This is a genomic window from Algoriphagus sp. A40 (assembly GCF_002002735.1).
In the GTDB taxonomy this organism is placed as follows: domain Bacteria; phylum Bacteroidota; class Bacteroidia; order Cytophagales; family Cyclobacteriaceae; genus Algoriphagus.
Map to the genome: position 1 here is coordinate 84087 of NZ_MUNY01000072.1, position 26195 is coordinate 110281.

Here is a 26195-nt window from a genome sequence, read left to right on the forward strand (position 1 = left end):
AGGAATCCCAAAACGAAACTTCGCCCTTCAGATCAATTATGCATAAATATGTTCCTTCCCATGGGGACCCCAAGATTTCCAGATTACTGATCGGTAAGATTCTTATCGTCGCACTTCACCTGGTTGGGGTCATTGGATTGAGCCTGCCGGAGTATCAGGAATTGTTTTTGGGATTGACACCAGCACAGCTTCTGGTTTCCCTTTTTCTGATTCTTTTTTTTCATAGGGGATGGAATGATGCCTTCCCCATCTATGCGGCGGCGGCATTCTGGATCGGATTTGGTTCTGAGCTGATCGGGATACATACTGGGTATTTGTTTGGAGACTATGTATATGGACCTACTTTGGGTCCAAAGCTTTGGGAAGTCCCGATCATCATCGGCGTCAATTGGTTTATACTCAGCTATCTCACAGGAACTATTTTTCACAAAATTCCAAACGACTATTACGCTGCATTCCTGGGAGCTCTTGCCATGACTGCCTTGGATTATATCATCGAACCGGTGGCTGTTGCACTGGATTTTTGGGCCTGGAAGTTTGAAATTATTCCCTTGGGAAATTATGCGGCCTGGTTTGGAATCTCATTCCTGATTCATCTGATTTACCGCAAAGCTAATTTTGAAAAGTCGAATCCAATCTCGGCATTTCTCCTGATGGCAATCATCTTGTTTTTTACTGTTTTGAATTTTACACTCAAGGTTTGAGATGGCTCAATTCCACAACATTTCCCGACCTTGGTTACATATTTCACACTTTGGAATAAATTATCTAACAAAACTTCGGAATTCTGGTTGTGTCGATAATGATTAAGGCAATGGGATTTATAGCGATTGGATTTGCAGCCATGGAACTGTCCGGATGGTTTATCCATAAATACCTGATGCATGGGCCGCTTTGGATGATACACAAAACGCACCACCAACCTTCCAAATCCTTCTTCGAGCTGAATGATCTGTTTTCGATCTTTTTTGGAAGTATTGCTTTGCTTTTGATTTTCTCGGGAGTTGATACATTGGATTACCGATTTTGGATTGGGGTGGGGATTAGTCTTTATGGTGTTCTCTACTTTATCCTGCATGATGTGTGGGTTCACAGGAGATTGAAATGGTTTGACCGACCTAAAAACCCATTGCTGAAAGGCATTTTTAAAGCGCATCAGGCGCATCATCGGACCAACCGAAGGGACGATGCCGTGTCTTTTGGATTGTTTTTAGTACCCAAAAAATTCTTTAAAGACGAAGAAAAGTGAGCAGTTATTCAATCAAGGATCTCGAACAGCTTTCGGGCATCAAAGCGCATACCCTGCGTATTTGGGAACAGCGCTATAGTCTGCTCAATCCACAGCGAACAGATACCAATATCCGAACCTATGATGACGAAGATCTAAAGCTCATTTTGAATGTAGCTTTACTCAATGACAACGGCTTTAAAATCAGCAAAATTGCTTCTATGGCTGCCGGTGATATCCGGGAAGAAGTCATCAAACTGACAGACCGATCCCTGGCACACGATGATCAGATCCATGCACTGACTATCAGTATGGTCGAAATGGATGAGGATCGCTTTGAAAAGGTCCTTTCTTCCAATATTGAAAAGCTGGGATTTGAACAGACCATGTTTAATATTATTTACCCATTTATGTCCAAAATCGGTGTGCTTTGGCAAACCGGTGCGATCTGTCCAGCCCAAGAGCATTTTATTTCCAATCTGGTAAGGCAAAAGCTGATTGTTGCCATAGATAGCCAACCTAGTATCAAGGGTGGGAAAAAATTCCTGCTCTTTCTGCCCGAAGGGGAATTGCATGAGATTTCCTTGCTTTTTTCAAGTTACCTGATCAAATCACATGGACATAAAGTCATTTATTTGGGTCAAAGCACTCCAAATGGCGATCTGCTGTCCGTCTATAAACTCCACCAACCTGACTATTTGCTGACAGTAATCACCACTTCACCTTCTTCAGAACACACACAAGAATATCTCAACGAACTTTCGACGAGATTTTCTGAATCCCAGATTCTCGTTTCTGGTTATCAGGTGATCGGGCAGGACCTCTCTTTTCAGCCAAATGTCCGTCAGATGAATTATTTAAGGAACTTTAAGGATTTGCTGGTGGAAATCAGTCCAGTGGTTCAGGAAAAATAGCTCCGGCTTTTACAGGGTGTTTGATTTCCGTGAAAGAGTCAGCTCCGGCAGTTCGCCATCCCATATTTTTATTCATGGCCAGCTATTCGCTCCTTAGACTTTTAATTGGATTTGTGTTTGCGGCTTTTAGGGACTGAACCCCAATTGTGACTAAAGCAATCAGTCCCACGGCAGCTCCTGCGACTGCGAAAGTCCACCACCCCAGGTTGATCCTATAGACAAACTGCTGAATCCAGTTATTCATCATGTACCAGGCGAAGGGCGTTGCCAAGAGAATTGCAATTCCAATCGGTTTGAGTAAGTCCTTCGAGAGATTAAACAGGATACTTCCCACAGAAGCCCCCAATACTTTGCGCACACCGATTTCTTTGGTGCGTTGGCTGGTTGTGTAGGATGCCAAGCCCATCAATCCAAGACAGGATATCAGGATTGCGATACCGGTAAAGATGTTGATGATCTGGCCGAATCGCCTATCGTCATTGTATTGGCGCTGGTAGTTTTGGTCCAGAAACGCGTATTCGAAGGAGTTGCCTGGAAAGAATTTTTTGTAGGTGGCCTCGATGGAGGCGATTACCTCTTGTGTTTGATCTGACTCGACTTTAATTGAGGTAGGACTAAATGTGCTGTAGGTTGGCCGAAAGGCAATGGCTTCCATTGGTTTGTGGAGAGATTCCTGGTGAAAATCGTCCACTACGCCGACAATGTTCCATTTTCTTGTGCCGTTGGCACCCCAGATCAACTCTTGCCCAACTGCCTCTTCAGGGTTTTCGATTCCCAGCAATCTCACCGCACTTTCATTGAGGATGATGGCTGTCAGATCTTCAAAGCGGGATTTGTGGTCTGTCGTTAGGAATTTTCGACCGGCCAACAAAGCGATCTCATAGGTATCGAAGTAGTTGTAGTCAATACCTATATGGCTGAGCGTGTAATTCGCGTCGTCCTCCTGACTGGCCAATCGGATTCCAAATGCACGGCCCAGACGATCCCCTGCAATACGCGAAGAGGTAGTGGTATTCACCACGCCGTTAATCTGATTGAGTTCGTTTTTATAGCTTTCTACCCGGGTAATGAACGTGGAGTCAAACTGAGTTAACTCTGGTCCCTGGACGATCACAGTATTCTCTATTCTCATTCCCAAGTCCGCCTGATTCATGAAAGTGAGTTGTCGCGACACGATGATCGTGCAGGCAATCAAGGCAACGGAGGCGGTAAACTGAAAGATCACAAGCCCTTTCCTGAGCAGATTTCCTTTAGCCGACCGGCCAAATTTCCCCTTCAGGACAGTGACAGGCTGGTAAGAAGAAAGTACCAAGGCGGGATAAAACCCGGATACCAGCGCCCCGCCAAGCAGTAAACCAAAGGCAATTAGCACAGCGGGGGAGTCCACCGAATCAAACAGTGTGGAAACAGAAAGTCCACTGCCGATGACGGTGTTGAATCCGGATTGGAACACCAGCACAAGGAGGATCGCGAGGACTGATGCAAAAAAGGTAATGACCAGCGATTCCAAAAAGAACTGCTTGACAAGTTGGGACTTTACTGCACCCATGACCTTTCGCAGGCCCACTTCTTTTGCCCTCTCGAGTGCCCGGGAAGTAGTCAGGTTGATGTAATTGATCCATGCGATCAAGAGGATAAATCCTGCAACCACCAACATTGCCCAAACCGCCTTGCCACTGGCTGTTTTGGCGATGTCATATTCGTAGTCCGAGTAGAGATGGGCCTCCCGAAGCGGCTGGAGGTAGAATTTCTCCTCGCTTCCGGTCACCTTTTCTCCCTGAAAATAGCGTTCGCTAAATTCCGGGAACTTCGCTTCGAGTGCTTTATAGTCGGCCCCCTCTTTCAGTACCAGGTAGTGGCGCATGTCAGACCATTGCCAGCTGATGTCCGCTTCCTTGTCTTCTCCGCTATAGAGCGTGGAATAGGACACCAACACATCAAATTGGATGTGGGAGTTTTCGGGGATGTCTTTGCAGATGCCTTTTACTACATAAGGCTGTGAGTCGAGCCCCTGTTGAAAGGACTTGCCGATCAAATCGGAATAATCCCCGTCATTGGCTTCAAAGTACCTTCGGGCGGTGGTTTCCGTCAAAACGGCGGTGAACGGTTCCTTAAGCAGAGTGGTTCTGTCTCCTGCAAGCAGCTCAAAATCGAAGACAGAAAAGAATCTTTCGTCAGCAAAATGGCCGTTGTCCCCACGAAAGTTTTGATCGTCGATCCTCACGTTCATTTCCCCTCCGGGCATAAGCCGGGTGTATTCTTCAATCTCCGGATAGTCCTTTGCCATCGTAGGCCCGATGGTTGGATACGTGATCGTGCCATGTTGGATCAGGTTTCCATTTTGAAACCGGTCATTGGTGACGCGATAGGTGCGGTCAAGTTTCTTGTGGAAGGTATCGTAGCTCAGTTCGAACTTCACGAATTGGAGAATGAGCAGGCATGCGGCAAGCCCAATGCCCAGTCCAGCTATGTTGATGGTAGAGAATGCTTTATTCTTTAATAAATTCCTCCACACGATTTTAAAATAACTTTTGTACATACCGATATTGTCTACAGGTTGATATACTCCCATTTTTCTGTTGATCCCCGGCCGGAAGAGCAGCAATACATCCTTTGCAAACTTCCAATCCGCTTTTCTTTTCCCAATTTCCCTGACTCTTTCCCCATACAGCTCTATCAGATCTCCTTCAATACTAACCCTCAAATCCGGATGGCAAAACCATCGGAAGAAGCTGAGGGGGAGTTTGGGGGGATGGGAAAATTCTTTCATACACCTATTCCGATCTTAGGCTTTTCACCGGGTTCACAAGGGCAGCTTTAATCCCGTGAAAGCTTACAGTTAACAGTGTAATAGTCAGTGCACCAATGCCCGTCAAAAAAAACACCCACCACGAGATCTCGGTCCGATAATCATACTGCCGCAGCCACTCATCCAAATAATAATTGGAGATTGGAATTGCGATTAGACAGGAAAGCAATACCAAAACGACAAAATCCCTTGAGAGCATTTGCCAAATGCTGACAATAGATGCGCCCATAACTTTTCGGACTCCGATTTCCTTGGTGCGTTGCTCTGCTACAAATGATGCCAAGCCAAAAAGGCCTAAACAACTTATAAAAGTTGCCAGAATGGAAAAGAAAGTAGCCAATTTTCCAATGCGTTCTTCAGAAGAGAATTTCAAGGAGAATTCCAGGTCAGAAAACTTGTAATCAAAAGGGCTGCCTGGATTAAATTTGAGAAATACCTTTTCTACCTGTGCGATTGATCCACTTACACTTTGATCAGGGTTAAGTTTGATGTTGATCACATTTGCCCAGTCATAATCCAATACAAAGACGGTTTGGTGGATAGGTTCGTAAGGAGAGCCCATCACCATGTCTTTTATCACACCCAAAATTCTGTAAGGTTTATTGTTCCATTTCACTATTTTTCCGACAGGGTCTTTGATATCCATGTACTTAACCGCCGTTTCATTGATCACCATTCCGGATGAATCGCTTGCATAGTCTCTTGAAAAATCTCTACCATCAATGAACTGCCATCCCACTGTTTTTCCAAAATCGTGGGTAACGGCTATGGTGCCAAAATTTTCCCGGAAGTCGGGATCTTTACCTTCCCATTCAAATCCATCATTCTGCGAGTTCAATTCTGTAGCAGGTGTGGATGAGGTAGACATTTCTACGACCGCCTCTGTTTTCAACAATTCATCTCTTAAAACATTATACCTACCGTATAAATCGGGGGTATTCATAGCTACCGTGATCAGGCCATTTCGATCATATCCAATGGGACGGTCTTTCGCATATTGAATCTGGTTGAAAACCACGATCGTTCCTATGATCAGCGCAATAGATACTGTGAATTGTACTACAACCAATACTTTGCGTGGCATGGAAGCAAAGCGACCAACACGTATCGATCCTTTCAAAACTTTGACGGGATTAAAGGAAGAGAGGAACAATGAGGGATAAAGTCCGGCAAGTAGGCCTGTGAGTAAACTGAATAGAATCCCAAACAGCCAAAAGAAAGGATTTGACCAAAGTATTCCCATTTTTTTATCCGCCAGCTCATTGAAAAATGGTAAAGACAATTGGACCAACGCAACGGACATCAAAAACGAAAAGAAGACGATGAGGATAGATTCACAGAAAAATTGTGACATCAATTGACCCCGCATCGAGCCCATTGTTTTTCTTACGCCAACTTCTTTCGCACGCTTTTCGGAGCGTGCAGTACTCAAATTCATAAAATTGATGCACGCCAGCAACAGAACAAAAAGACCTATTATCCCAAATAGCCAAACGAATTCAATTCTCCCTCCAGGCTTGCCTGTTTTGTCCCAATCTGCAAACAAGTGCCAGCGTTTCATTGGATTTAAAAACACCCTATGTTCGATTTCAGCAACTTCTGGAACATGTTTTAAAAACATGTTCTCGATTTTTGAGGAGACAACATCGAGATTTGCCAGAGGCGAAATTTGAGCAAGGATTTGCCAGGAGTTGTTAGACCAATTGTCCTCAGCATTTCTAACCCAATTGCGGGAATCTGCATATAAATCCCATGGAGCGATGAATTTCATGTCCCTGAATTCAGTATTATGGGGGAAATCCTCATAAACACCAGTGACAACAACGTCGAGGTTATTACCAATCTTGATGGCTTTATGAATGGGGTCAACATCTCCAAATAAGATCTTGGCGGCAGACTTAGACAACATAATAGACGAAGGATCGTCCAGTCCCATCCTTGTTCCACTTAACATCTTTAAGCTCAACATCTCAGGGGCATCCGGGCTTAAAAAATTTCCTTTTATGGTAAATTTATTTTCGCCTGAGGCAAGAATATGTTCACCTGTCCACGATGACATAATTACATAATCAAAATCATCTGAGTAAGTAGAAAGAAGTTCTTTGCCTACGGGTATTGGCATGTATTCGGAGGTAAAAACCTCACCGTTTACCCTTCCCTGTTGCATTACTTTGGCAATCCTGTCGTAATTCTTATGATAGGTATTAAATGAAATCTCATCATAAATCCAAAGTCCTATCAACATCGCTACAGCCATACCCAATGCCAACCCGCCGATGTTGATGAATGAGTACCCTTTATTTCTCACCAGATTCCTCCACCCGATTTTAAAATAGCTTTTATACATACCGATATGGTCTACAGGTTGATAAGCTTCCATTTTTCTGATAATCCCTGGCCGGAAGAGCAGCAATACATCCTTTGCAAACTTCCAATCCGCTTTTCTTTTCCCAATTTCCCTGACTCTTTCCCCATACAGCTCCATCAGATCTCCCTCTATGCTATCCCTCAGATCCGGATGGCAAAACCATCGGAAGAAGTTCAGAAAGAACTCAGGGGGATATTTTTTACTGGGATCCGTGCTGCGCATTATTCGACTTTGAGACCTTTCACCGGATTTGATTTAATGACCTTGATGATCTGTGTGGAGATCACTGCCACCAATACCATTGTCAGAATTACCAGTGAAATGAGGATTCCTGAATTTCCGATAGGCATGGGATAGGCAAATAGCATCTTCAAATAGGCTTGGGTAAAATAATAACTAATTGGTGCACCGATAGTGAGTGAAAAAACCGTCAGCCAAGCATATTGCTTCATGATTAAGGATGAGATGTTCTTGAGGTTAGCACCCAGGGTTTTTCTGATACTGAATTCCCTTACCCGACCAGATACATTCAATGTCACCAACCCATACAATCCCAAACTTGCAAGCAGAACCGCTATTCCGGCTAATACTTTATTGAATTTTTCAGAACGATCTACACTGAAAAAGTAATTTGCCCATACTTCTTCCTGGTAACCTCCCTGAAATGGAATCTCAGGGTAAAGTTTTGCCCATTGATCCTGGATTGCCTGATAGGTTTCTTTTTCAGAACCATTCTTCACTCGCAAAGACAGGTAGCGAAAATCTTCCTTATCGGCCACCGTAAACAGTGTAGGCTTGATTTCCTGGAAAAAATCATTGGTGTGAAACTCATTTAGGACACCAATCACTTCATACTTGACATTGTCAATTTCAAATTGCTTTCCAATTGGATCGGTTAAATTCAGGTTTTTGGCAAGGAGCTCATTTACTACAACGGCTTGTTTGTCATTTTCTGAATCCCTTGTAAATCCTCTGCCTTCTTTCAATTTCAGGCCCATCGTTTCAAAATAGTTGGCATCGACAGCCAATCGATTTACTTCGTAGTGCTTATTTGCATCCATGCGAACCAAAGCGGTGGAAACATTTTTCCCCAGGTGATCTCTTGATCCGGCTAGGGAAATCACATTTGAATTCTGATTCAAAGCCGAATTGAATTTTTCAAATCCCAGGCGATTTGGGACTTCTAAATAAAGTGCTCCCTTTTGATCATAGCCCCAGCTCCTGTTGTTTTGAAAAGTATTGTTTTGGGTAAAAACCACAGCACTGGTAATAGTCATGCAGGCCAGAACCAATTGGGCACCCAAGAAGAATTTTGTGAGGGGATTCTTTCTTCCAAATTGCTGAGAGCCTTTGAATATGGTCACAGCTTCAAATTTTGAAATGTAAAAGGCCGGGTAAAGACCTGAAATAACTCCGGTCACCACGGCAAGGGCAATCAAGAATATCCAAAGATTTCCATTGAACAAATTCAGCTCCAGATCCCATCCTGAAAACTGAACAAACCAAGGAAGGAAAATCCCAATTCCCAATACAAGCCCTACGACAAGGGCAAAACCGGTGATGACTACATTTTCGGTAAGGAACTGAATAATTACACGCGAACGATTCGCTCCGATCACTTTTCGGACGCCGATTTCTTTCAATCGTTTGGATGCGGATACGAGGGCGATATTGATGTAGTTGAAGCAAGCAAGAGCCAGCATGAATAGGGCGATGATCGGCATTCCAATGCGCCCTTCTACATTATAATCTTGCGAGATTGCGTTTCGTATTTGTGAAGACTTCCCGTATAAAGTTGCCAGCTGTTCGAAGGAAAAAGAAGAAATCGCCCAATCAGGTTGCGCCTCATTTTGGATGGCTTTGTATTTTTCAAGCCCACGTTCGATTGCTATGACATCTTCCGGTTTTTCGACCTGAATTAAGGTCGCGGCCATAAATTGGCTCCAGTCACTGAGATCATAAGCTGGGTCTGCAACCTTGATATTTTCAAAATTGATCAGGAAGTTAAAGTTGATGGCATGAGACTTTGGAAATTCTTCTGCCACACCGGTTACTTCAAAGGCTTTCTTTGTCTTTTCATCGAAGATGATGAGCATCTCCCTACCAATGGGATTCTCATCGCCAAAGTATTTGATGGCCATATCCTCGCTGAGTATGATACTATTGGCGTCTGCCAAAGACTTTGCCGCACCCCACTTCAATGGGAAAGTGAACATTTCCAAAAACTCCGGATCAACATACCGCACCGTTTCATGAAAAACATGATCCTCCTGTTTGATGACCGCATTTCTGTCCTCCACACGGCATATTTTCTTAACCTGAGCAAAATCCTCCTTTAACATCTCACCAATTGGCCTCGGCGCTTGACCATATTGCTGCAATGCCCCGTCCCGGTCCGCAAAAAATGTTGTGAGGAAAACCACCTCTTTGTTTTCATGGAATTTGTCGATTTGGTAATCGTACTCCATAAATGCATAAACTACCAGACAAATACCGATTGCCACCGCCAAGCCAAAGACATTGATGAATGAGCTCAGCGGGTTTTTCATCAACCCTCGAAAGGAAACCTTGAAGTAATTTTTAAACATACCATAGTTAGTTATGTGGTTGTATCGGATTTCGGGGTGGATAATTCCCGGTCTAACCAGCAGTAAAACATCTTTTGCAAACCTCCAATCGGCTTTTCTTTTTCCAAACTCTTCAACCCTTTCCCCATATAGCTCTATCAGATCGCCTTCAATGGAATCCCTCAAATCCCGATGGCAAAACCAGCGAAAGAAGCGGAGAGGGAGTCGGGGCGGAGTGGTTTTCATATCATTCTGATCTTAGGCTCCTCACAGGGTTCATCAGGGCAGCTTTTAAGGCTTGATAGCTAACAGTCATTAAGGTGATCAGTACTGCGCCAAAACCTGTAAAAGCGAAAATCCACCAAGAAATTGATGTACGATACTCATAGTTTTCTAACCAGCTACTCAGATAATGATAAGCGATCGGAATAGAAATCAAACTTGAGATGACGACTAACAAAACAAAATCCTTTGATAACATGCCCCACAAATTGGCAACAGAAGCACCCATGACTTTCCGGATGCCGATTTCCTTTGTCCTTTGTTCTGCGATGAATGATGCCAATCCAAAAAGTCCGAGACAGCTGATCAGCATCGCAAGCCCTGCAAAAGCTGAAGTCAGTTTGGCAATCCGTCTTTCGTTATCGAATTTTTTGCCATAATCCTGATCTACAAATGAGTATTCAAATGCATTGGATGGATCATACTTTTTGAAAACAGTTTCAATTTTACTTAATGCTTCGGTAGCGCTTACTTTGGGATCAATCTTAACATGCGCCAGATTCACCCGCTTATAGTTGAGAAAGAAAAGCATTTGCTTGACAGGAGAATAAGGAGACTGTGTGATCATATCTTTGACAACACCTATTATTTTATATTCTCCATTATTTCCCCACTTGAGTGATTTGCCAACGGGGTCCTCCATTCCAAGGTATCTCGCTGCTGATTCATTGATGATAAAAGCCATCGAGTCCGATGCAAAATCCCTTGAAAAATCCCTGCCATCCAGAATCTGCCAATCAATCATTTCCCCAAATTCATGGGTTACACGAAGCGTTGCAAATTCTTCTGCCATACCAGGATCTTTGCCTTCCCAAGTAAAGCCGCCATTTGTAACATTCGTTGCTGTCAAAGGAGAATCTGTTAGTGCCACTTCCTTAACTGCACCTGAGTTTTGCAGATCATTTCTGAAGGCATCGAAATGATCCCGTATCCCATCTGCTCTGATAGGGGCCGAAATCACGCCAATATTATCGTATCCGATGGGGCGGTCTTTGGTAAACTGAATTTGTTTGAAAACAATCAAAGTCCCAATGATGAGGGTGATCGAAACGGTGAACTGAGCCACTACCAGAATCTTCCGCGGAATTGCCGAAAAACGACCTGCTCTAAATGCACCTTTCAAAACCCTGGCAGGATGAAATGATGAGAGATAAAATGCCGGAAAACTTCCTGCAATCATCCCGGTAATGATGGTAAAACCGAGACCAATTATCCAGAAAAACGGATTTGTCCACAGTAAACCAATTTGCTTTCCCGAAACTTCATTGAACCACGGCAATGCCAGTTGGGCAAGTACAAGTGACAGGAAAAATGACAGGACCACCACCATCATGGACTCTGTGAGAAACTGATTGATCAATTGAATCCTGACCGACCCGAGTGTCTTGCGAATGCCAACTTCCTTCGCTCTTTTTTCAGAACGGGCAGTGTTGAGATTGATAAAGTTGATGCAGGCGAGCATCAAAACAAATACGCCAACCAATCCAAACAACCAAACATATTGGATCCCTCCACCAACAGAGACGCCATTATTAAAATCTGAATACAAATGCCACTTGCTCATAGGATGGAGGAAAATCTCGGGTTTAAACCGGTCATCATCATCACCAGCAGCCACCACAGCATTCAATTTCACATCTTTGATTTTGAGAGACACCTGATCCATGTCGGCATTGTCTTCAATCTGGGCGATGGAGTGAAACCAACTGTTGCCCCAGCCTGTTCTTTCTTCCAGATTTTCACTTGTTACATACAGTTCCCAAGGGGCTATGAACGTAAGGTCATGAAAACTTGAGTTTCTGGGCAAGTCTTCATATACCCCAGTAACCATAACTTCCAATTTGTCATCCATCAGAATTGCTTGACCAAGTGGTGATAAATCACCAAAAACGTCCTTTGCTGTTGACTCAGAAAGTAAAATGGAATAGGGATCTTTGAGGCCATCACGTGTTCCGGACAACATTTTGAGAGTTAACATTTCTGTCACCTCGGGCTCCATAAAACTCCCCTCTTTCCTCACATCTTGCTCATTGAAAGTAAGTTTGTGCGATCCGTTCCATGAGCTCATGATCACATGCTTGAAATCACTTCCATATTGGTTTCGGAGTTCTGGAGCAATCTGCCTAGCCTGACTCCACCAGGTCTCTACCTCCCCATTGAAAGTTTGATTTTGTAAGACCTGTGCGATTTTGTCATAGTTTTCAAAATTCTTATTGAAGGTCAATTCATCATGAACCCATAAGGCAATAAGAATTGCAGCAGTTAGCCCAACAGCGAGACCGCCTATATTGATGGCAGAGTAACCTTTGTTTTTCACCAGATTTCTCCACCCGATTTTAAAATAGCTCTTATACATTCCAATATTATTTACAGGTTGATATCCTTCCATTTGTCTGATAATCCCCGGCCGGAAGAGCAGCAATACATCCTTTGCAAACTTCCAATCCGCTTTTCTTTTCCCAATTTCCCTTACTCTTTCACCATACAGCTCTATCAAATCCCCCTCTATGGCATCCCTCAGATCCGGATGGCAAAACCATCGAAAGAAGCGGTGTGGGAGTTTGGGAGGAAGTGGTTGGGACATTTTTTGAGTTGCTTAGTATTTGGTTGTGAAAAGTGATCAGTTGACAGTTGGCAGCTTTTTTTTATACTGCAAACTGTTTACTGTAAACTGAGAGACTGTCTACTGCGACTGATCACTGCAAACTGAATCCTACATCCCAATAAACTTCCCGTCTAGGGCGATTTTCGGAATGGAATTCCAAAGTTCCTCCCGCATAGTCTTGTTATGCTCCAATGCTCTTTTGCCCAAAGCGGTGATCTGGAAGAACTTTTTGGGCCGTCCAGCCCGCTCCTCCGTAGGTTCACCCTCGCGGGATCGCAAATAACCTTTATCTTCCAGTCGTTTGAGCGCAGTCTGCAAAGCACCAACACTTACTCCTCGGGTAAGTCGGCTTTCGATTTCCTTTTTGATGGATACTCCATAGGCCTCATCATAGAGGACACCGACGGTCAGCATGACGACTTCTTCGAATTCTCCCAATTGATATTGTCTCATATGGAAAAGGTTTTTTTCCTATTTGTAGTAATTAATGTGCCAAAAAATTTTAGCCCTTGAAAGGCTCAGAAAGGGCTTTTTGTTAAATCGAGAATGTTCGTAAAAGAACATTCATGTCCGCAAGTGAAATTTTCTCAGTCTGATACCAAGTACTCTGATCAATCTCAGCCTCAAGCTCATGGCTGCCGTTTTTCATTTGAAGAAGATTTTTGTTTAATAATTTTCATTTTTTATTAAACAATGTCTTGTATTTTTGTTTAATCTTTAATACATTTGATTAAACAAAACAAACAACCATGACGACTCTAGAATTCAGCTATTCCCTGACCAAGCTTTCCAGCTCGTTGAAACCTTTTGCCATGAAATTGACAAGAGATTTGGATGATGCAAATGACCTCTTGCAGGACACCATGGTCAAGGCATTTACCAACAAAGACAAGTTTACCGAAGGCACTAATCTAAAGGCTTGGTTATATACAATTATGAAGAATACCTTCATTACCAATTACCAGCGAATGGTCAGAAGGGGAACTTTCGTAGATACAACGGACAACCTGCATTACCTCAATTCCAGTGATGCATTGATCGAAAATGGAGTTTTTGGCAACTTCAAGATGCACGATATCCAGGTGGCAATCAAAAAATTGGATGAGGCTTATCGATCCCCCTTCATGATGTATTTCAGGGGATTCAAGTACCATGAAATTGCCCTGAAGCTTCAAATCCCCATTGGAACTGTAAAAAATAGAATTCATATTGCCCGCAAGCTTCTCAAAGAAGATTTGATGGTCTATAAGCATACTAATTGATTCTATGACGCAAAAAAAAGTGGTAGTGATCGGGTCAGGTTTTTCCGGGCTCTCTGCTGCTACACATCTTGCCCATACCAAAAATTGCTCAGTAACCCTTTTGGAAAAAAACGATTCTCCGGGTGGCCGAGCCAGAAAATTTGAGCACCAAGGTTTTGTTTTTGATATGGGCCCAAGCTGGTATTGGATGCCGGATGTGTTCGAAAGTTACTTCGCACATTTCGGAAAAAAACCAGCGGACTATTACGACTTAATCCGCTTGGATCCTTCCTATTCGGTGATTTTTGGCGAAAAGGATACGCTCGACATCCCCGCAGATTTGGGTCAGTTCAAAGCCATGGTTGACCAAATCGAACCGGGTGCTGGTATTCAACTGGACAAGTTTCTCGCACAGGCTAAATATAAATACCAGGTTGGAATCCATGATTTGGTCCACCGACCCAGCAGGTCTCTTTTGGAGTTTGCTTCTCCGGGATTGCTGATCGATATGATCCGGATGGACATTTTTCAGTCCATGGCCAAGCATGTCCGAAAGTTCTTTTCCCATGAAAAAATCATCCGGCTGATGGAATTTCCTGTGCTTTTCCTTGGGGAAACTGCCGAAAACATCCCGGCACTCTATAGCCTGATGAACTATGCAGACATTGCATTGGGTACTTGGTATCCCAAAAAAGGAATGCATGAAATCATCCGAGGAATGATCACTTTAGCTGAGGAAAAAGGAGTGAAAATCCGCTATTCCTCAGAAGTGGAAGAGATCGAAATAGAAGCCGGAATGGCCAAACAAGTCCGATTGAAATCTGGAGAAAAAATCCCTGCTGATGTGGTCATTGCAGGCGCAGATTACCATCATGTGGACCGTCATCTCCTCGATCCAAAATACAGCAATTACTCAGAGGAATATTGGGATAAGCGGGTGATGGCTCCTTCGAGTTTGCTCTTTTACCTGGGTGTAAATAAGCGGCTTAAAAACCTCCGTCACCATAACCTGTTCTTTGATGAACCATTGGGTCCACATGCCGATGCGATCTACAAAAATCCCAGATGGCCGGAAAAGCCCCTTTTCTACGCTTCGGTTCCATCCATTACTGACCCGACTGTAGCTCCGGATGGCATGGAAAACCTGTTTTTGTTGATTCCACTGGCTCCGGATCTGGAAGATTCGGATGAAATGCGCGAAAAATACTTCGACATTATCATGAGCCGTCTGGAGAAAATCACCGGGCAGGAAATCCGTTCCCATGTGATTTTCAAAAGATCCTATGCGCACAATGATTTCAAGGCGGATTACCATGCTTTCAAAGGCAATGCCTATGGACTGGCGAATACCCTACTCCAAACGGCAATTTTGAAACCTTCTTTGAAAAACAAAAAGGTCAGAAACTTGTATTATACCGGACAGCTGACTGTGCCTGGACCTGGTGTCCCTCCGTCTTTGATCTCAGGCGGAGTGGTGGCTAGAGAAGTGATCAAGGAAAACAATTTGTAGACAATAAGGTATATTAAAGTTATGGACGCAATTGCGCTTTTTGACCAAACAACCCTGGAATGCAGCCGCCTGATCACCCAGCGGTACAGCACCAGTTTTACCCTCGGCATCAAAACACTGGATAAGAAATTTCACTTGCCGATCTATGCCATTTATGGGTTTGTGAGGTATGCAGATGAGATTGTGGACACTTTCCACAGCAAAGACAAACAGGCTCTTTTGGCCCGGTTTAAAAAAGACACTTTTGAAGCAATCGAAACCGGTATTTCCCTGAACCCTGTTCTCCATGCTTTTCAGCTTATAGTCAACACCTATAAAATCGACCTGGATCTGATCGAGGCGTTTCTCCATAGCATGGAAATGGATCTGGATTTCAATACTTACGACGATTCCAAATACCAGGAGTATATCTATGGCTCAGCAGAAGTGGTTGGCTTGATGTGCCTAAAGGTATTCTGCGAAGGAAATACGGAAATGTATGAACGTCTTCGGGAACCAGCCTGCAAACTTGGAGCGGCATTCCAAAAGGTAAATTTTCTGAGGGATATTAAAAGTGATTTCGAGGAGCGGGGACGTGTTTATTTCCCGGGAGTTGATTTTACCAAGTTTGACAAATCAGCCAAAAACCTCATTGAGACCGATATCCAAAAAGACTTTAATGAGTCACTGATCGGAATCGAGCGGCTGCCCTCCGGAGCCAAATTGGGTGTACGAGTCGCATATTTGTACTACCAAAAATTGTTTGATAAGATCAAAAGCCTTCCGGCTGAAACCATCGTCCAAAAACGCATCCGGATTCCAAATTCACAAAAGCTGTCGCTGTTGTTAGGCACTTATTTCGAAACCAAACTTGGCTTGCTTTGATGGAAAAGTTCCTCTATTTGGGAGTCTTGCTTTTTGCGTTGGCGTATCCGCTTGCCCAGTCATTTGAGCACCGAATCCGCTTTTCATCCCAATGGTACGCCCTTTTTCCTGCTATATTAATTTCTGCCGCAATCTTTATCGGCTGGGACTATTGGTTTACCCAACTCGGAGTTTGGGAATTTAATCCCCGGTATGTTTTGGGGATTTTCTACCTGGAACTACCGATCGAAGAGTGGCTGTTTTTCATCATAGTTCCTTTTGCCTGTGTCTTTATTTATGAAGTCCTGATCTATTTTTTTCCAAAAGACATCTTTCAGCCGTTAGGGAAGCCCTTTGTCTATGTCATGGTCCCGTTTCTGATCGGCCTTGGGCTTCTCCACCTGGACAAATGGTACACTTCAGTCAGTTTCCTGGCTTGTGCTGCAGTCATCTTTGGTCATTTTCTGATTTTCAACGATCGGTACTTAGGTAGATTTCAATTTGCCTACCTGGTTCATTTAATCCCGCTGATGCTTTGCAACGGAATACTCACAGGAGGATTGACCGAGGAACCCGTCGTCATCTACAATAATTCCGAAAATCTGGGGATTCGAATTTGGACAGTTCCGATCGAAGATTCGATCTATTCCATGTCCTTATTCCTTTTGAATATCAGTATTTTCGAAAAGATCCGAAGCCCAAAAACAATTACCAAGCTCAGAAGTTTATAGGCTATGAAAAATCTCCATGTTCATATCGACGATCATTCCGGTTTTTGCTTTGGTGTGGTCTATGCCATCGAAATGGCAGAGGAGATTCTTGAAGAGCAGGGCTATCTCTATTGCCTTGGAGACATTGTCCACAATGACGAGGAAGTCAACCGGCTCACCCGAAAAGGTCTCAAAATCATAGACCACGGGGATCTCCATGGCTTAACTGACGAAAAAGTCCTAATCCGGGCCCATGGTGAACCTCCATCCACCTATGAGCTTGCAGTCAAAAACAACCTGACGCTTATAGATGCCAGTTGTCCGGTGGTGCTAAAGCTTCAAAACAGAATCAAAAATTCTTTTGACAAGGATGAAACGATCTACATCTATGGCAAGCACGGACATGCTGAAGTAATTGGGCTATTGGGCCAAACCAATAACAAAGCGATTGTTTTTCAGGATATTTCGGAGCTGGATATACCAAGTCTTCCCAAAAACCTAACGCTTTACAGCCAGACGACTAAAAGCACGGATAAATTCTACGAGATCAACGATATCCTTCGCCAAAAAGGAATCACAGTCAATACCAATGACACCATTTGCCGGCAGGTTTCTAACCGGGACAAAGAACTGAGAGACTTTGCTGAAAAATTCGACAAAATCGTGTTTGTCTCCGGGACCAAATCCTCCAATGGAAAAGTTCTCTTCAATGTCTGCAAAGAAAGGAATCCAAATACTTACTTTGTATCCAATCCAGAGCAAATTGACTCCGATTGGTTTGAACAAAATGAATCAGTCGGAATCTGCGGAGCTACTTCGACACCCTTGTGGCTAATGGAGCAAGTGAAAGAACGAATCCTGACCCTTTGATCAAATCGATTTAGCCATGAATTTGGCCCATAAATCCCAAACCAATTCTGTTGACCCCAATGGACTCATCGTCGGTTGGGGAATTATTTTTCTCTGGGGGTTATCACTTTTCCTTCTTCTAAATTTTCCTATTGCCTGGTCAAATCCTTTGGTTTACTTGGGGATTTTGGTTCAGATGCATCTCTATACCGGGCTTTTTATCACAGCACATGATGCCATGCATGGTGTAGTATCCTCCAATAAAAAATTAAACCTCCTCACGGGCTGGATCGCTGCCTTGCTGTTTTCTTACAATTTCTACGGAAAGCTTTTCCCCAAACACCACGAACATCACCGTCATGTTGCCACAGAAAATGACCCGGATTATCACCCTTCGGGAAAGTTCTTGGTCTGGTATTTCAGCTTCATCCGTCAATATGTGACCATCTGGCAGATTCTGCTGATGGCAGTGACTTTCAATATTCTCAAACTTTATTTACCGACTGAGAACCTGATCGTGTTTTGGATGCTGCCTGCAGTCCTATCCACTTTTCAACTCTTTTACTTTGGAACTTATCTTCCACATAAAGGAGAAAATGACAACAAACACCACTCAAGCACTCAGACAAAAAACCACATTTGGGCATTTATCAGCTGTTACTTTTTCGGATATCATTACGAGCACCATGATTCCCCTGGCACACCCTGGTGGAGACTTTGGAGGATAAAAGAGCAACAATCCGCGACAATCCGTTGATTTTTGTCAAAATCTATATGAAGCTTAAACTTTTTGGCTGACTTTTGATTTTAGTCCTAAACCAACCACCACATGCAATTCAGATTAGCCGTCTTGGGTATTTTTTTGTGCACATTTCAGGCATATTCACAGGGAATTATCCGTGGAAAAGTCTTCAATCCCGTCAACAATGAACCGGTCGCTTTCGCGAACATTCTGATCCTAAACACAGAATTGGGGGCGATCAGCGATGAAAATGGAATGTATGAAATCAATGCCATTCCTCCGGGACTTTACAATGTCAGAGCGAGTTTTGTAGGGTTCAAAACCTCCACCGCGTTTGAAGTTCAGGTGACTTTGGCAAGACCGGTGCAACTGGATTTTCAGCTTCAGGAAGATGCAGCGGATCTCAGCGAAGTGGTCGTCAACAGTGAATTTACCCGGTCCGAAGAAACTCCGCTATCTGTCAGAAAATTAAATACCAACGAAATCGAGCGCTATCCCGGAGGCAACAGGGACATTTCACGGGTAATTCAAGCCTTGCCCGGAGTGGCGAGTACACCCAGTTTTCGAAATGACATTCTGATCCGGGGTGGCGCACCCAACGAGAATAAATTCTATGTAGATGAGATCGAAGTGCCGGTGATCAATCACTTTTCGACCCAAGGTTCCTCCGGCGGGCCAGTTGGCATCTTGAATGTCAACTTGATCAAAAACCTGGATCTCATAGCTGGTGGATTCCCTGCAAACCGAATGGATGCTATGAGTTCCTTTTTTGAAGTGCAACTCAAAGACGGCCGCCGGGACAAGATGGCCACTCAGTTGACCGTGGGAGCTTCTGAATTAACACTATCCAACGAAGGACCGATCTCTGAGAAAACCACCTATTCGCTATCGGCAAGAAGATCCTATCTCCAAGGCCTTTTCCGGCTTTTGGGTTTGCCTTTTTTGCCGACATTTAATGATTTTCAGCTTAAAACGACCACAAAACTCAATGCTAAAACCGAGCTGACTTTCATCGGCTTGGGTGCCATAGACAACTTTGAACTTAATCAGGACATCCCTGAGGATGAAACCGAAGAGGAGCGTGAAAACAGGTTGTACTTGCTGGATGTGCTTCCGGTGCAAACCCAATGGAACTATGCAACCGGGTTGAAGTTGAAGCGTTTTCGAGAAAATGGCTTTTGGACCTTTGTCCTGAGCCGCAATATGCTCAACAATCAGGCAATCAAATACGCAGGCAATGACAACAGTTCGGAAGCCAACTTACTATTTGACTATACATCTCAGGAATCAGAAAATAAATTCCGGGCTGAAAACAGCATTTTCGGCAAGGGCTATACGATCAAGTACGGAGTAAACTATCAATATTCCAGATACTTCATCAGCAATTTTGATCGATCCACTTTGGCCTCCACCGGCGAAGTGATCGACGTGGAATCCACCTCTTTTTTCAACCAGTATGGAGCCTTTGTATCAGGCAGCAAAAACTTCTATGGGGATCGGCTTTTGATCAGCGGAGGAATCCGGATGGATGGAGCTGACTTCGCAGAAACTGCCTCAAATCCTCTCAATCAAATCAGCCCAAGAGTTTCCTTTTCCTATCAGTTACGGCCAAATCTCTTTGCCACCGCCAATGCAGGAATCTACTACCAAAAACCTCCCTACACCGTTTTGGGTTACAGAAACAATGAAGGTGAGTTGGAAAATCAGGAAAACGATGTCCGATTTATCAGAAACTCGCAATTGATCGCCGGGATTGAATTTTTGGTGCCGGAGAAAAACAGGAGATTCACCGCCGAGGCTTTCTACAAAAAGTACAGCAATTATCCTTCGTCAATCCGAAATGGAATCGCCCTAGCCAATTTAGGTGCTGACTTTGGCGTAATTGGAAATGAACCCGTGGAGTCCAATGCTGAAGGGAGAGCTTATGGACTGGAATTCCTGGCCCAGCAGCGTCTTTTTAATGACTTTTATGGCATCGCTGCTTTGACTTTGGTCAGAAGTGAGTTTACCAACCCAAATACAGAAGGCTTCGTGCCCTCATCCTGGGACAACAAATTCATCATCAGTTTGACGGCCGGAAAGCGTTTTGGGAAAAACTGGGAAGTTGGAGCCAGATGGAGATTCCTAGGCGGCACACCCTATACGCCCTATGATCTGGAAGAATCAAGCCTGATCAGCAATTGGGATCTGAGAAATGCGGGAATTCTGGATTACAGCCAGATTAACGCCGTCCGGCTGGATCCATTTCATCAGTTAGATTTGAGAATTGACAAAAAGTACTACTTCAAACGCTGGAATCTCAATTGGTACGTCGATATCCAAAATATCTACAATTTCCAGGCTGAGCAGGCGCCGATCCTGATTCCCGTACGGGATGATTCTGGAAACATTCTGTTAGATCCAAATGACCCGAACCGCTACCAGTTGAAATTGATTGAAAACCCGGCAGGAAGTGTCCTTCCCACAGTTGGAATTATTGTTGAATTCTAAGGTTTTGGCTTGAGCTCAACGAGCAATTTGACAATTCGATCCGCTTTGGTTTCTTCAGAATCGGCACTGTAGATGTATTCGATCCAATGCTTTTGTTCGGCTTCCTTGAGTTGGTTGAAGAGCGGAAGCTTGCCGGGATCATCTTCCAGACATTCAATTAATTCCCGGGGAATATCAGTTGGAATTTCATCCCTAAAAAGTTTGAGCAATACCACGTCGCCCTCCTCCTTGCCGATTTGGGTACGGATGGGTTTGGAGACGGGAAGAAAAAGAATTCCCTTCTTCAATGGCATCAGGTGTTTTCCTTCAAATTCAAACTGATCTATCGACCCGTTGAGCTTGATCATGCCAAAAGCCTTTCCGGACGGCAACAAGCTTACCGGAACTCGGATATAAGTCCAGCCTCCCTTTCCTGGAAATCTTTCCAGCAAAAACTCACCTTCCAAAATCAATTCCATGGCAAAAAAATAGAGCGGGTCACCCCGCTCCGGTTATCAGTGGTAAGTAATTAATTTAATCTCCATCGGATGTTTAGACCAAATCCACCCGCATCAAAACTCGTTTCTTCGACGATGATAAAGTAAGGTCTCCAATCTAAACCGATTGTAATGGGAACTTCGGAAAAAGGATATTCTGCACCGATCTCTCCGGCTACGCCAAATTTGAAATTATCCGATAAAAAAAGTGAAGGTCCAAAGCCGGCATACCATTTAAAATCCGAGGAGGAAATGTCGTCATAAACCGGATTCCAAAGGGCATCGATTCCTACCCCGTCATTTCCAAAGCTGACATCGGCATGGACTCTGCTGAACTCTCCTAAGGCAAAAACTCCGTCAACGGCTACATTATTTCCATTGACATTCCCAAAACGGATACCCACTTCCTGGGCCTGAGATTCCAGTGTGGCGAAAAGGCCCAGAAAAAGAACTAAAGAAACTACTTTTAAAAACTTCATAAGTTGTGCTAATTGATTTGTTGTATTTGGTTTGATTTAAAGAATTTTGACCAGTTGTTCGAACAGTAATTTTAGAAATCAATTTCAACCAAAATTGCGCCAAAAATCCAACCAAACATATAAAAGCCTAATCTGCATTTTAAATTCCTTTCCCAAATTTCGGATAGACTTCATCCCCTCAGCTTCCTTGAAAAGACGGAAAAGGGAAAGCTTTCCTGAATACTTTTTAGACAATCGGTCTGCCGCATGGAAAATAGAATAGAAATTTTTCCGAGAAATGGCTTGAACAATAAGACATCTTCTTTGCTCCAGCAATTTGGATTGGAAAAAAAAGAGCGGGTTTCCCCGCTCTTAAGATTTGATCCATTTTTCGTGTTTAAGCACTACAGCCTCTTGGTAAGACCTACTCCTCCAATAACTCCAGAACCACCTCCAAATTCTGCATTTATTCCCCAGCTTTCGTTCCAAAACCATCGGCCACCTACTTGGGCGCCCCAATTGAAACCGTCACCATCACCACCATCACCGTCAATTTCCTCTAGGCGATAACCTACATTTGCACCAACATAAACATCCCATTGAGATCCAAGTCCAAAGGCATCATCAAGATAGTAATTGCCTTTGGCTGCAATAACCCACCTGTTAAAGTCCCAATCTGTATAGACATTCGGACCAACAGTTATATTGCTACCGACCGGAAACTCAAGACCTGCATAAAGGCCAGTACCTACTCCTCCGAAGTTTAAATACTTCTGAGCTTGCCCATTTGCGCTAAGCGCTGTAAAAACTATGATTGCTACTAGAAATAATTTTTTCATCTTAGTAAGGGTTAAATGATATGACAAAATAGATTTAAGCAAATATTTAAATTTTCCTGAAATTACTCATTTGCAGGTGAAAGATTCTTGTAAACCAAACCAGCCAAAACTGCACCTATTATCGGGGCAACCCAGAAAAGCCACACTTGCTGAAGGTAAATTCCACCTGCGAATAAGGCCTGGGAGGTACTTCTCGCTGGATTGACAGAAGTATTGGTCACCGGAATACTTATCAGGTGGATCAAAACCAGGCAAAGACCGATCGCCAAACCGGCAAATCCAGCCGGTGCCTTAGGGTGAGTAGATCCCAAAATCACAATCAGAAAAATAAATGTCATTACCACTTCAGTGACAAAAGCTGCTGTCATCGAATATCCTCCCGGAGATGCCTCTCCGAAACCGTTGGAGGCAAACCCGCCCAATTCAACACCTGCCTTGCCTGTGGCAATCACATACAATATCCCAGCCCCAGCTATTCCTCCCAAAACCTGAGCGATGATATAGGGAATCAACTCCTTTTGGTCAAACCTTCCCCCCATCCACAGTCCGATGGATACTGCCGGATTGAGATGGCATCCCGAAATATGGCCAATACTATAGGCCATAGTTACTACCGTAAGACCAAAAGCCAAGGAAACCCCGACAAACCCGATTCCAAGTTCGGGAAACCCTGCTGCTAAAACAGCACTACCACATCCTCCAAGGACCAGCCAAAGGGTCCCGATAAATTCTGCTACCAATTTTTTCATAATGAAGGGATTTAAGGTTGTTGTTAAAAATACATTGAAAAAAGATACAAAAATCCCTACAATATCTTCACTTGAAGGTTCTTAGCGAGAGAAAATTTACCCTGGCCTATTTCATCAAAAACACCGGAGCCAATTGGGTTTTGATTAATGTATCAGTCAAAATCTTTGATTCCTTGGTCTCCCAGTTCATCAACACAATATGATATTGCCTCGAAACAGTATCTTGATATTGGTCAAAAACCAGCCATTTCCCATCAGGACTCCAGTCATGATATACTTCGTCTTTGCCACTTTGGGAGATTTGGCGATTATTGGAGCCATCAGGATTAATCCCAAAAATGAAGGTATGCTCTCCTCTGGAACTGGCATAAGAAATGAAATTCTCAGTTGGATGCCATTTCAATGCTCCTGCTTTGTATCCGAAACCCTTGGCTGCCGGATCATCAACCGGAAAATGAGTTAACTGTCTTTCCCCACTTCCATCTCTATTGATCAGGAAAACCTCCGGAAAAACTCCTTCAGTAGTTGCTTTTGGGCTCTTCACAAAAGCAATCTGAGATCCATCAGGAGAAAAAACAGGGTCCTGGAACCGACTTAAGGTATCCAGAACCAAGGGCTTAAAACTTCCATCGGTCAGATTGATCAGAAAAAGTTGATGCCTTACCGAAAGCTCTGGTCGTGCCGAAACGACCATTTCATTGGTCTTCGGATCAATATCCATCCAGCTGTCTTCCAAACGGAGGTCGCTGAGCTTTTTTATATCAGAACCACTAGATGTCATTTCATACAGGAAAAAATTCCGGTAGGCAGTATCTCTGTCGCTGATGAAAAAGATTTTGCCTTCATGCGCCAAATAAGTCCAGGCCACATCGGGATGCTGGATGACATTTTTGGACGACCTGCTGCTATCATCAGGATCAAGAACTCGGATTTCCCAATTGTCTTTAGCCAAAGAATCCGGTTCAAAAGTATTGTAGGCGATAAGGTATTTCTCCTCTTGGGTAGGCTCTGTTTTTTGCTCACAGGAACCAAGCAAAACTCCGGATAAAAAGATAAGGCTGAATGATTTCATTTGAAAATCGGTTTATGAAATTTACCTTTTTCCCTTATCAATGCTAAATCCCGAATCGGACTTTTGGGGATTAAATCATGGGCATTGTTCCGCCTGAGCGATTTCCCTAACTGAAAATGCGAGTTTTGGAATAAACCTATTTTTTGAAGATAAAGTAAACCGCTAAAATCAGGAATATCGCCCCGATCAGGTGATTAAGCTTCAAAGTTTCATTTTTGAACGCAATCAGGGTAAAAATCATAAAAATCACCAACGTAATCACTTCTTGGAGGACTTTGAGCTGAACCAAAGAAAACGGCCCTCCATTGCCGGCAAAGCCGATCTTATTGGCCGGCACCTGAAACATGTATTCAAAAAGCGCGATCCCCCAACTGATCAGAATCACCGAAACCAGTCCGAGTTTGTTAAACCACTTCCATTCTGCAAATTTCAGGTGGCCATACCATGCCAAAGTCATGAAGGTGTTTGAAAGGACCAGAAGTCCGATTGTAAGGAGTGCTTTCATTGGTTGGTTTTTTTGGAATCTAATCTCATCAAATTCCATCTATCCAAATAAAAATCCAGAGGAAAAAAGAATACTTTCCCCTGGATAGGCAGCATCCATACTCACTAAGTTCAGGCAAATATTTTTAGAAAAAATAAATGCCTATCTAAAACCTAAATCCCAAATTGACAAAGCCCTGGCTAGGCCTGGACTTAATGTCATTTTCAAACAAATTCTGTGTGGCTGAATTATAACCGAGTTCTATCACAAAAAATAAGACATCTATCCCAATCCCTCCTTGCCCATACACCACTACGCTGTTTAGGTCTTCACTTTGGACGTCAATAGTAGTATCATTCCCTACCCCGAGAATAAAAGACGGAACAACACTGATAAATGCTCTAACCGTAAATACTCTGCTGGTGAAAAATAAAAAATCTACCCCTCCAGTCAATGGGATGTCCAAGCTTTTTACAGTTAAGGAAGAAGAATCCGAACTGTCATTAAGGTCATTTATTTCAAAAACCGCATTGTTATACCTTGCTCCTGCACCCCAATATAAAAATTTGCCTCTCCGATAACTTACTCCCAGATCATAACCTAAATCACTACCTGTATCATAGGTAGTGGCGGAGGTACTGAGTTGGTTTACATTTGCACCTATATATACCACAAAGGTATTCTTTGCCTTTTTGTCCTCTTTTTCCTTTTGTACTGTTGTATCCGCTACAGCGAGTTGGGTGGTGTCAGCTGACGTTATTTTTACCGTATCAGGTGGGGCCACCTTAGTAGTATCCTGTCCAAATCCAGGATTTATTAAAAGCAAAAAGAAGATAAGGAAGAAAACTTCGAACGAGTATTTAGCTATTTGTTTCATAAAAAATTCAGTTTAAGTTCCACTGCATCACTTAATTACAAATATAAAATTTACTCTTTTTTTACTAACTACCTAAATTATC

Annotated in this window: 22 protein-coding genes; 10 read left to right on the forward strand and 12 right to left on the reverse strand. The window is 43.4% G+C overall.

Annotated features, from left to right (window positions below):
• The first annotated feature begins 38 nt into the window (after positions 1–38).
• The 3 genes from B0E43_RS17930 to B0E43_RS17940 all read left to right on the forward strand — a co-directional run bounded on the left by B0E43_RS17930 (position 39) and on the right by B0E43_RS17940 (position 2142).
• Positions 39–704: a carotenoid biosynthesis protein gene (locus B0E43_RS17930; protein ID WP_077352322.1), complete on the forward strand. Its 666-nt coding sequence runs from the start codon at positions 39–41 to the stop codon at positions 702–704.
• Between the two features lie 98 nt (positions 705–802).
• Positions 803–1249, forward strand: a complete 447-nt coding sequence (locus B0E43_RS17935) for a sterol desaturase family protein (RefSeq protein ID WP_077352324.1) — start codon at positions 803–805, stop codon at positions 1247–1249.
• Positions 1246–2142, forward strand: a complete 897-nt coding sequence (locus B0E43_RS17940) for a MerR family transcriptional regulator (protein ID WP_077352326.1) — start codon at positions 1246–1248, stop codon at positions 2140–2142. The genes B0E43_RS17935 and B0E43_RS17940 overlap by 4 nt, the downstream gene beginning before the upstream one ends.
• 82 nt (positions 2143–2224) lie before the next feature.
• Here the strand turns inward: B0E43_RS17940 and B0E43_RS17945 are convergent, their stop codons facing one another.
• The 5 genes from B0E43_RS17945 to B0E43_RS17965 form a co-directional block, all read right to left on the reverse strand.
• Positions 2225–4912, reverse strand: a complete 2688-nt coding sequence (locus B0E43_RS17945; protein ID WP_077352328.1) for an ABC transporter permease — start codon at positions 4910–4912, stop codon at positions 2225–2227.
• 4 nt (positions 4913–4916) lie between these two features.
• Positions 4917–7541: an ABC transporter permease gene (locus B0E43_RS17950; protein ID WP_077352330.1), complete on the reverse strand. Its 2625-nt coding sequence runs from the start codon at positions 7539–7541 to the stop codon at positions 4917–4919.
• Positions 7541–10132 carry an ABC transporter permease gene (locus B0E43_RS17955; protein WP_077352332.1) on the reverse strand — a complete coding sequence of 864 codons (2592 nt, stop codon included), beginning with the start codon at positions 10130–10132 and terminating at the stop codon, positions 7541–7543. Before B0E43_RS17955 ends, B0E43_RS17950 begins: the two co-directional genes overlap by 1 nt.
• Before the next feature lies 1 nt (position 10133).
• On the reverse strand, positions 10134–12752 hold the full coding sequence (locus B0E43_RS17960) for an ABC transporter permease (protein WP_217349183.1): 2619 nt from the start codon (positions 12750–12752) through the stop codon (positions 10134–10136).
• Between the two features lie 129 nt (positions 12753–12881).
• Complete coding sequence (locus B0E43_RS17965) at positions 12882–13226, reverse strand: PadR family transcriptional regulator (RefSeq protein ID WP_077352334.1); 345 nt, start codon at positions 13224–13226, stop codon at positions 12882–12884.
• A gap of 296 nt (positions 13227–13522) precedes the next feature.
• Here B0E43_RS17965 and B0E43_RS17970 point away from each other — a divergent pair, with 296 nt between their 5' ends.
• The 7 genes from B0E43_RS17970 to B0E43_RS18000 all read left to right on the forward strand — a co-directional run bounded on the left by B0E43_RS17970 (position 13523) and on the right by B0E43_RS18000 (position 21158).
• The gene (locus B0E43_RS17970) at positions 13523–14035 is read left to right on the forward strand and encodes an RNA polymerase sigma factor (RefSeq protein ID WP_077352336.1); all 513 of its coding nucleotides are present in this window, start codon (positions 13523–13525) and stop codon (positions 14033–14035) included.
• Positions 14036–14039: 4 nt separating this feature from the next.
• Complete coding sequence (locus B0E43_RS17975) at positions 14040–15524, forward strand: NAD(P)/FAD-dependent oxidoreductase (protein WP_077352338.1); 1485 nt, start codon at positions 14040–14042, stop codon at positions 15522–15524.
• Between the two features lie 21 nt (positions 15525–15545).
• Positions 15546–16388, forward strand: a complete 843-nt coding sequence (locus tag B0E43_RS17980) for a phytoene/squalene synthase family protein (protein ID WP_077352340.1) — start codon at positions 15546–15548, stop codon at positions 16386–16388.
• Positions 16388–17098, forward strand: a complete 711-nt coding sequence (locus B0E43_RS17985; RefSeq protein ID WP_077352342.1) for a lycopene cyclase domain-containing protein — start codon at positions 16388–16390, stop codon at positions 17096–17098. Before B0E43_RS17980 ends, B0E43_RS17985 begins: the two co-directional genes overlap by 1 nt.
• Positions 17099–17101: 3 nt before the next feature.
• Complete coding sequence (locus B0E43_RS17990; protein WP_077352344.1) at positions 17102–17947, forward strand: 4-hydroxy-3-methylbut-2-enyl diphosphate reductase; 846 nt, start codon at positions 17102–17104, stop codon at positions 17945–17947.
• Between the two features lie 16 nt (positions 17948–17963).
• On the forward strand, positions 17964–18683 hold the full coding sequence (locus B0E43_RS17995; protein WP_077352346.1) for a fatty acid desaturase: 720 nt from the start codon (positions 17964–17966) through the stop codon (positions 18681–18683).
• Positions 18684–18755: 72 nt separating this feature from the next.
• Positions 18756–21158, forward strand: a complete 2403-nt coding sequence (locus tag B0E43_RS18000) for a TonB-dependent receptor (protein ID WP_077352348.1) — start codon at positions 18756–18758, stop codon at positions 21156–21158.
• Here B0E43_RS18000 and B0E43_RS18005 read toward each other — a convergent pair.
• The 7 genes from B0E43_RS18005 to B0E43_RS18040 form a co-directional block, all read right to left on the reverse strand.
• On the reverse strand, positions 21155–21616 hold the full coding sequence (locus tag B0E43_RS18005; RefSeq protein ID WP_077352350.1) for a DUF1905 domain-containing protein: 462 nt from the start codon (positions 21614–21616) through the stop codon (positions 21155–21157). The genes B0E43_RS18000 and B0E43_RS18005 overlap by 4 nt on opposite strands.
• A gap of 50 nt (positions 21617–21666) precedes the next feature.
• Positions 21667–22113 carry an outer membrane insertion C- signal gene (locus B0E43_RS18010; protein WP_077352352.1) on the reverse strand — a complete coding sequence of 149 codons (447 nt, stop codon included), beginning with the start codon at positions 22111–22113 and terminating at the stop codon, positions 21667–21669.
• A 383-nt stretch (positions 22114–22496) separates the two neighbouring features.
• Positions 22497–22931 (reverse strand): hypothetical protein, encoded by a 435-nt coding sequence (locus tag B0E43_RS18020; protein WP_077352356.1) that lies wholly within the window; start codon positions 22929–22931, stop codon positions 22497–22499.
• Positions 22932–22993: 62 nt separating this feature from the next.
• Positions 22994–23680, reverse strand: coding sequence for an aquaporin Z (aqpZ, locus tag B0E43_RS18025; RefSeq protein WP_077352358.1), 687 nt, complete (start codon positions 23678–23680; stop codon positions 22994–22996).
• Positions 23681–23786: 106 nt separating this feature from the next.
• The gene (locus tag B0E43_RS18030; protein ID WP_077352360.1) at positions 23787–24752 is read right to left on the reverse strand and encodes a PD40 domain-containing protein; all 966 of its coding nucleotides are present in this window, start codon (positions 24750–24752) and stop codon (positions 23787–23789) included.
• Between the two features lie 136 nt (positions 24753–24888).
• Entirely contained in the window at positions 24889–25257 is a 369-nt protein-coding gene (locus B0E43_RS18035; protein ID WP_077352362.1) for a DMT family protein, read from the reverse strand.
• A gap of 145 nt (positions 25258–25402) precedes the next feature.
• Positions 25403–26113 carry an outer membrane beta-barrel protein gene (locus B0E43_RS18040; RefSeq protein ID WP_077352364.1) on the reverse strand — a complete coding sequence of 237 codons (711 nt, stop codon included), beginning with the start codon at positions 26111–26113 and terminating at the stop codon, positions 25403–25405.
• Between the last annotated feature and the right edge of the window lie 82 nt (positions 26114–26195).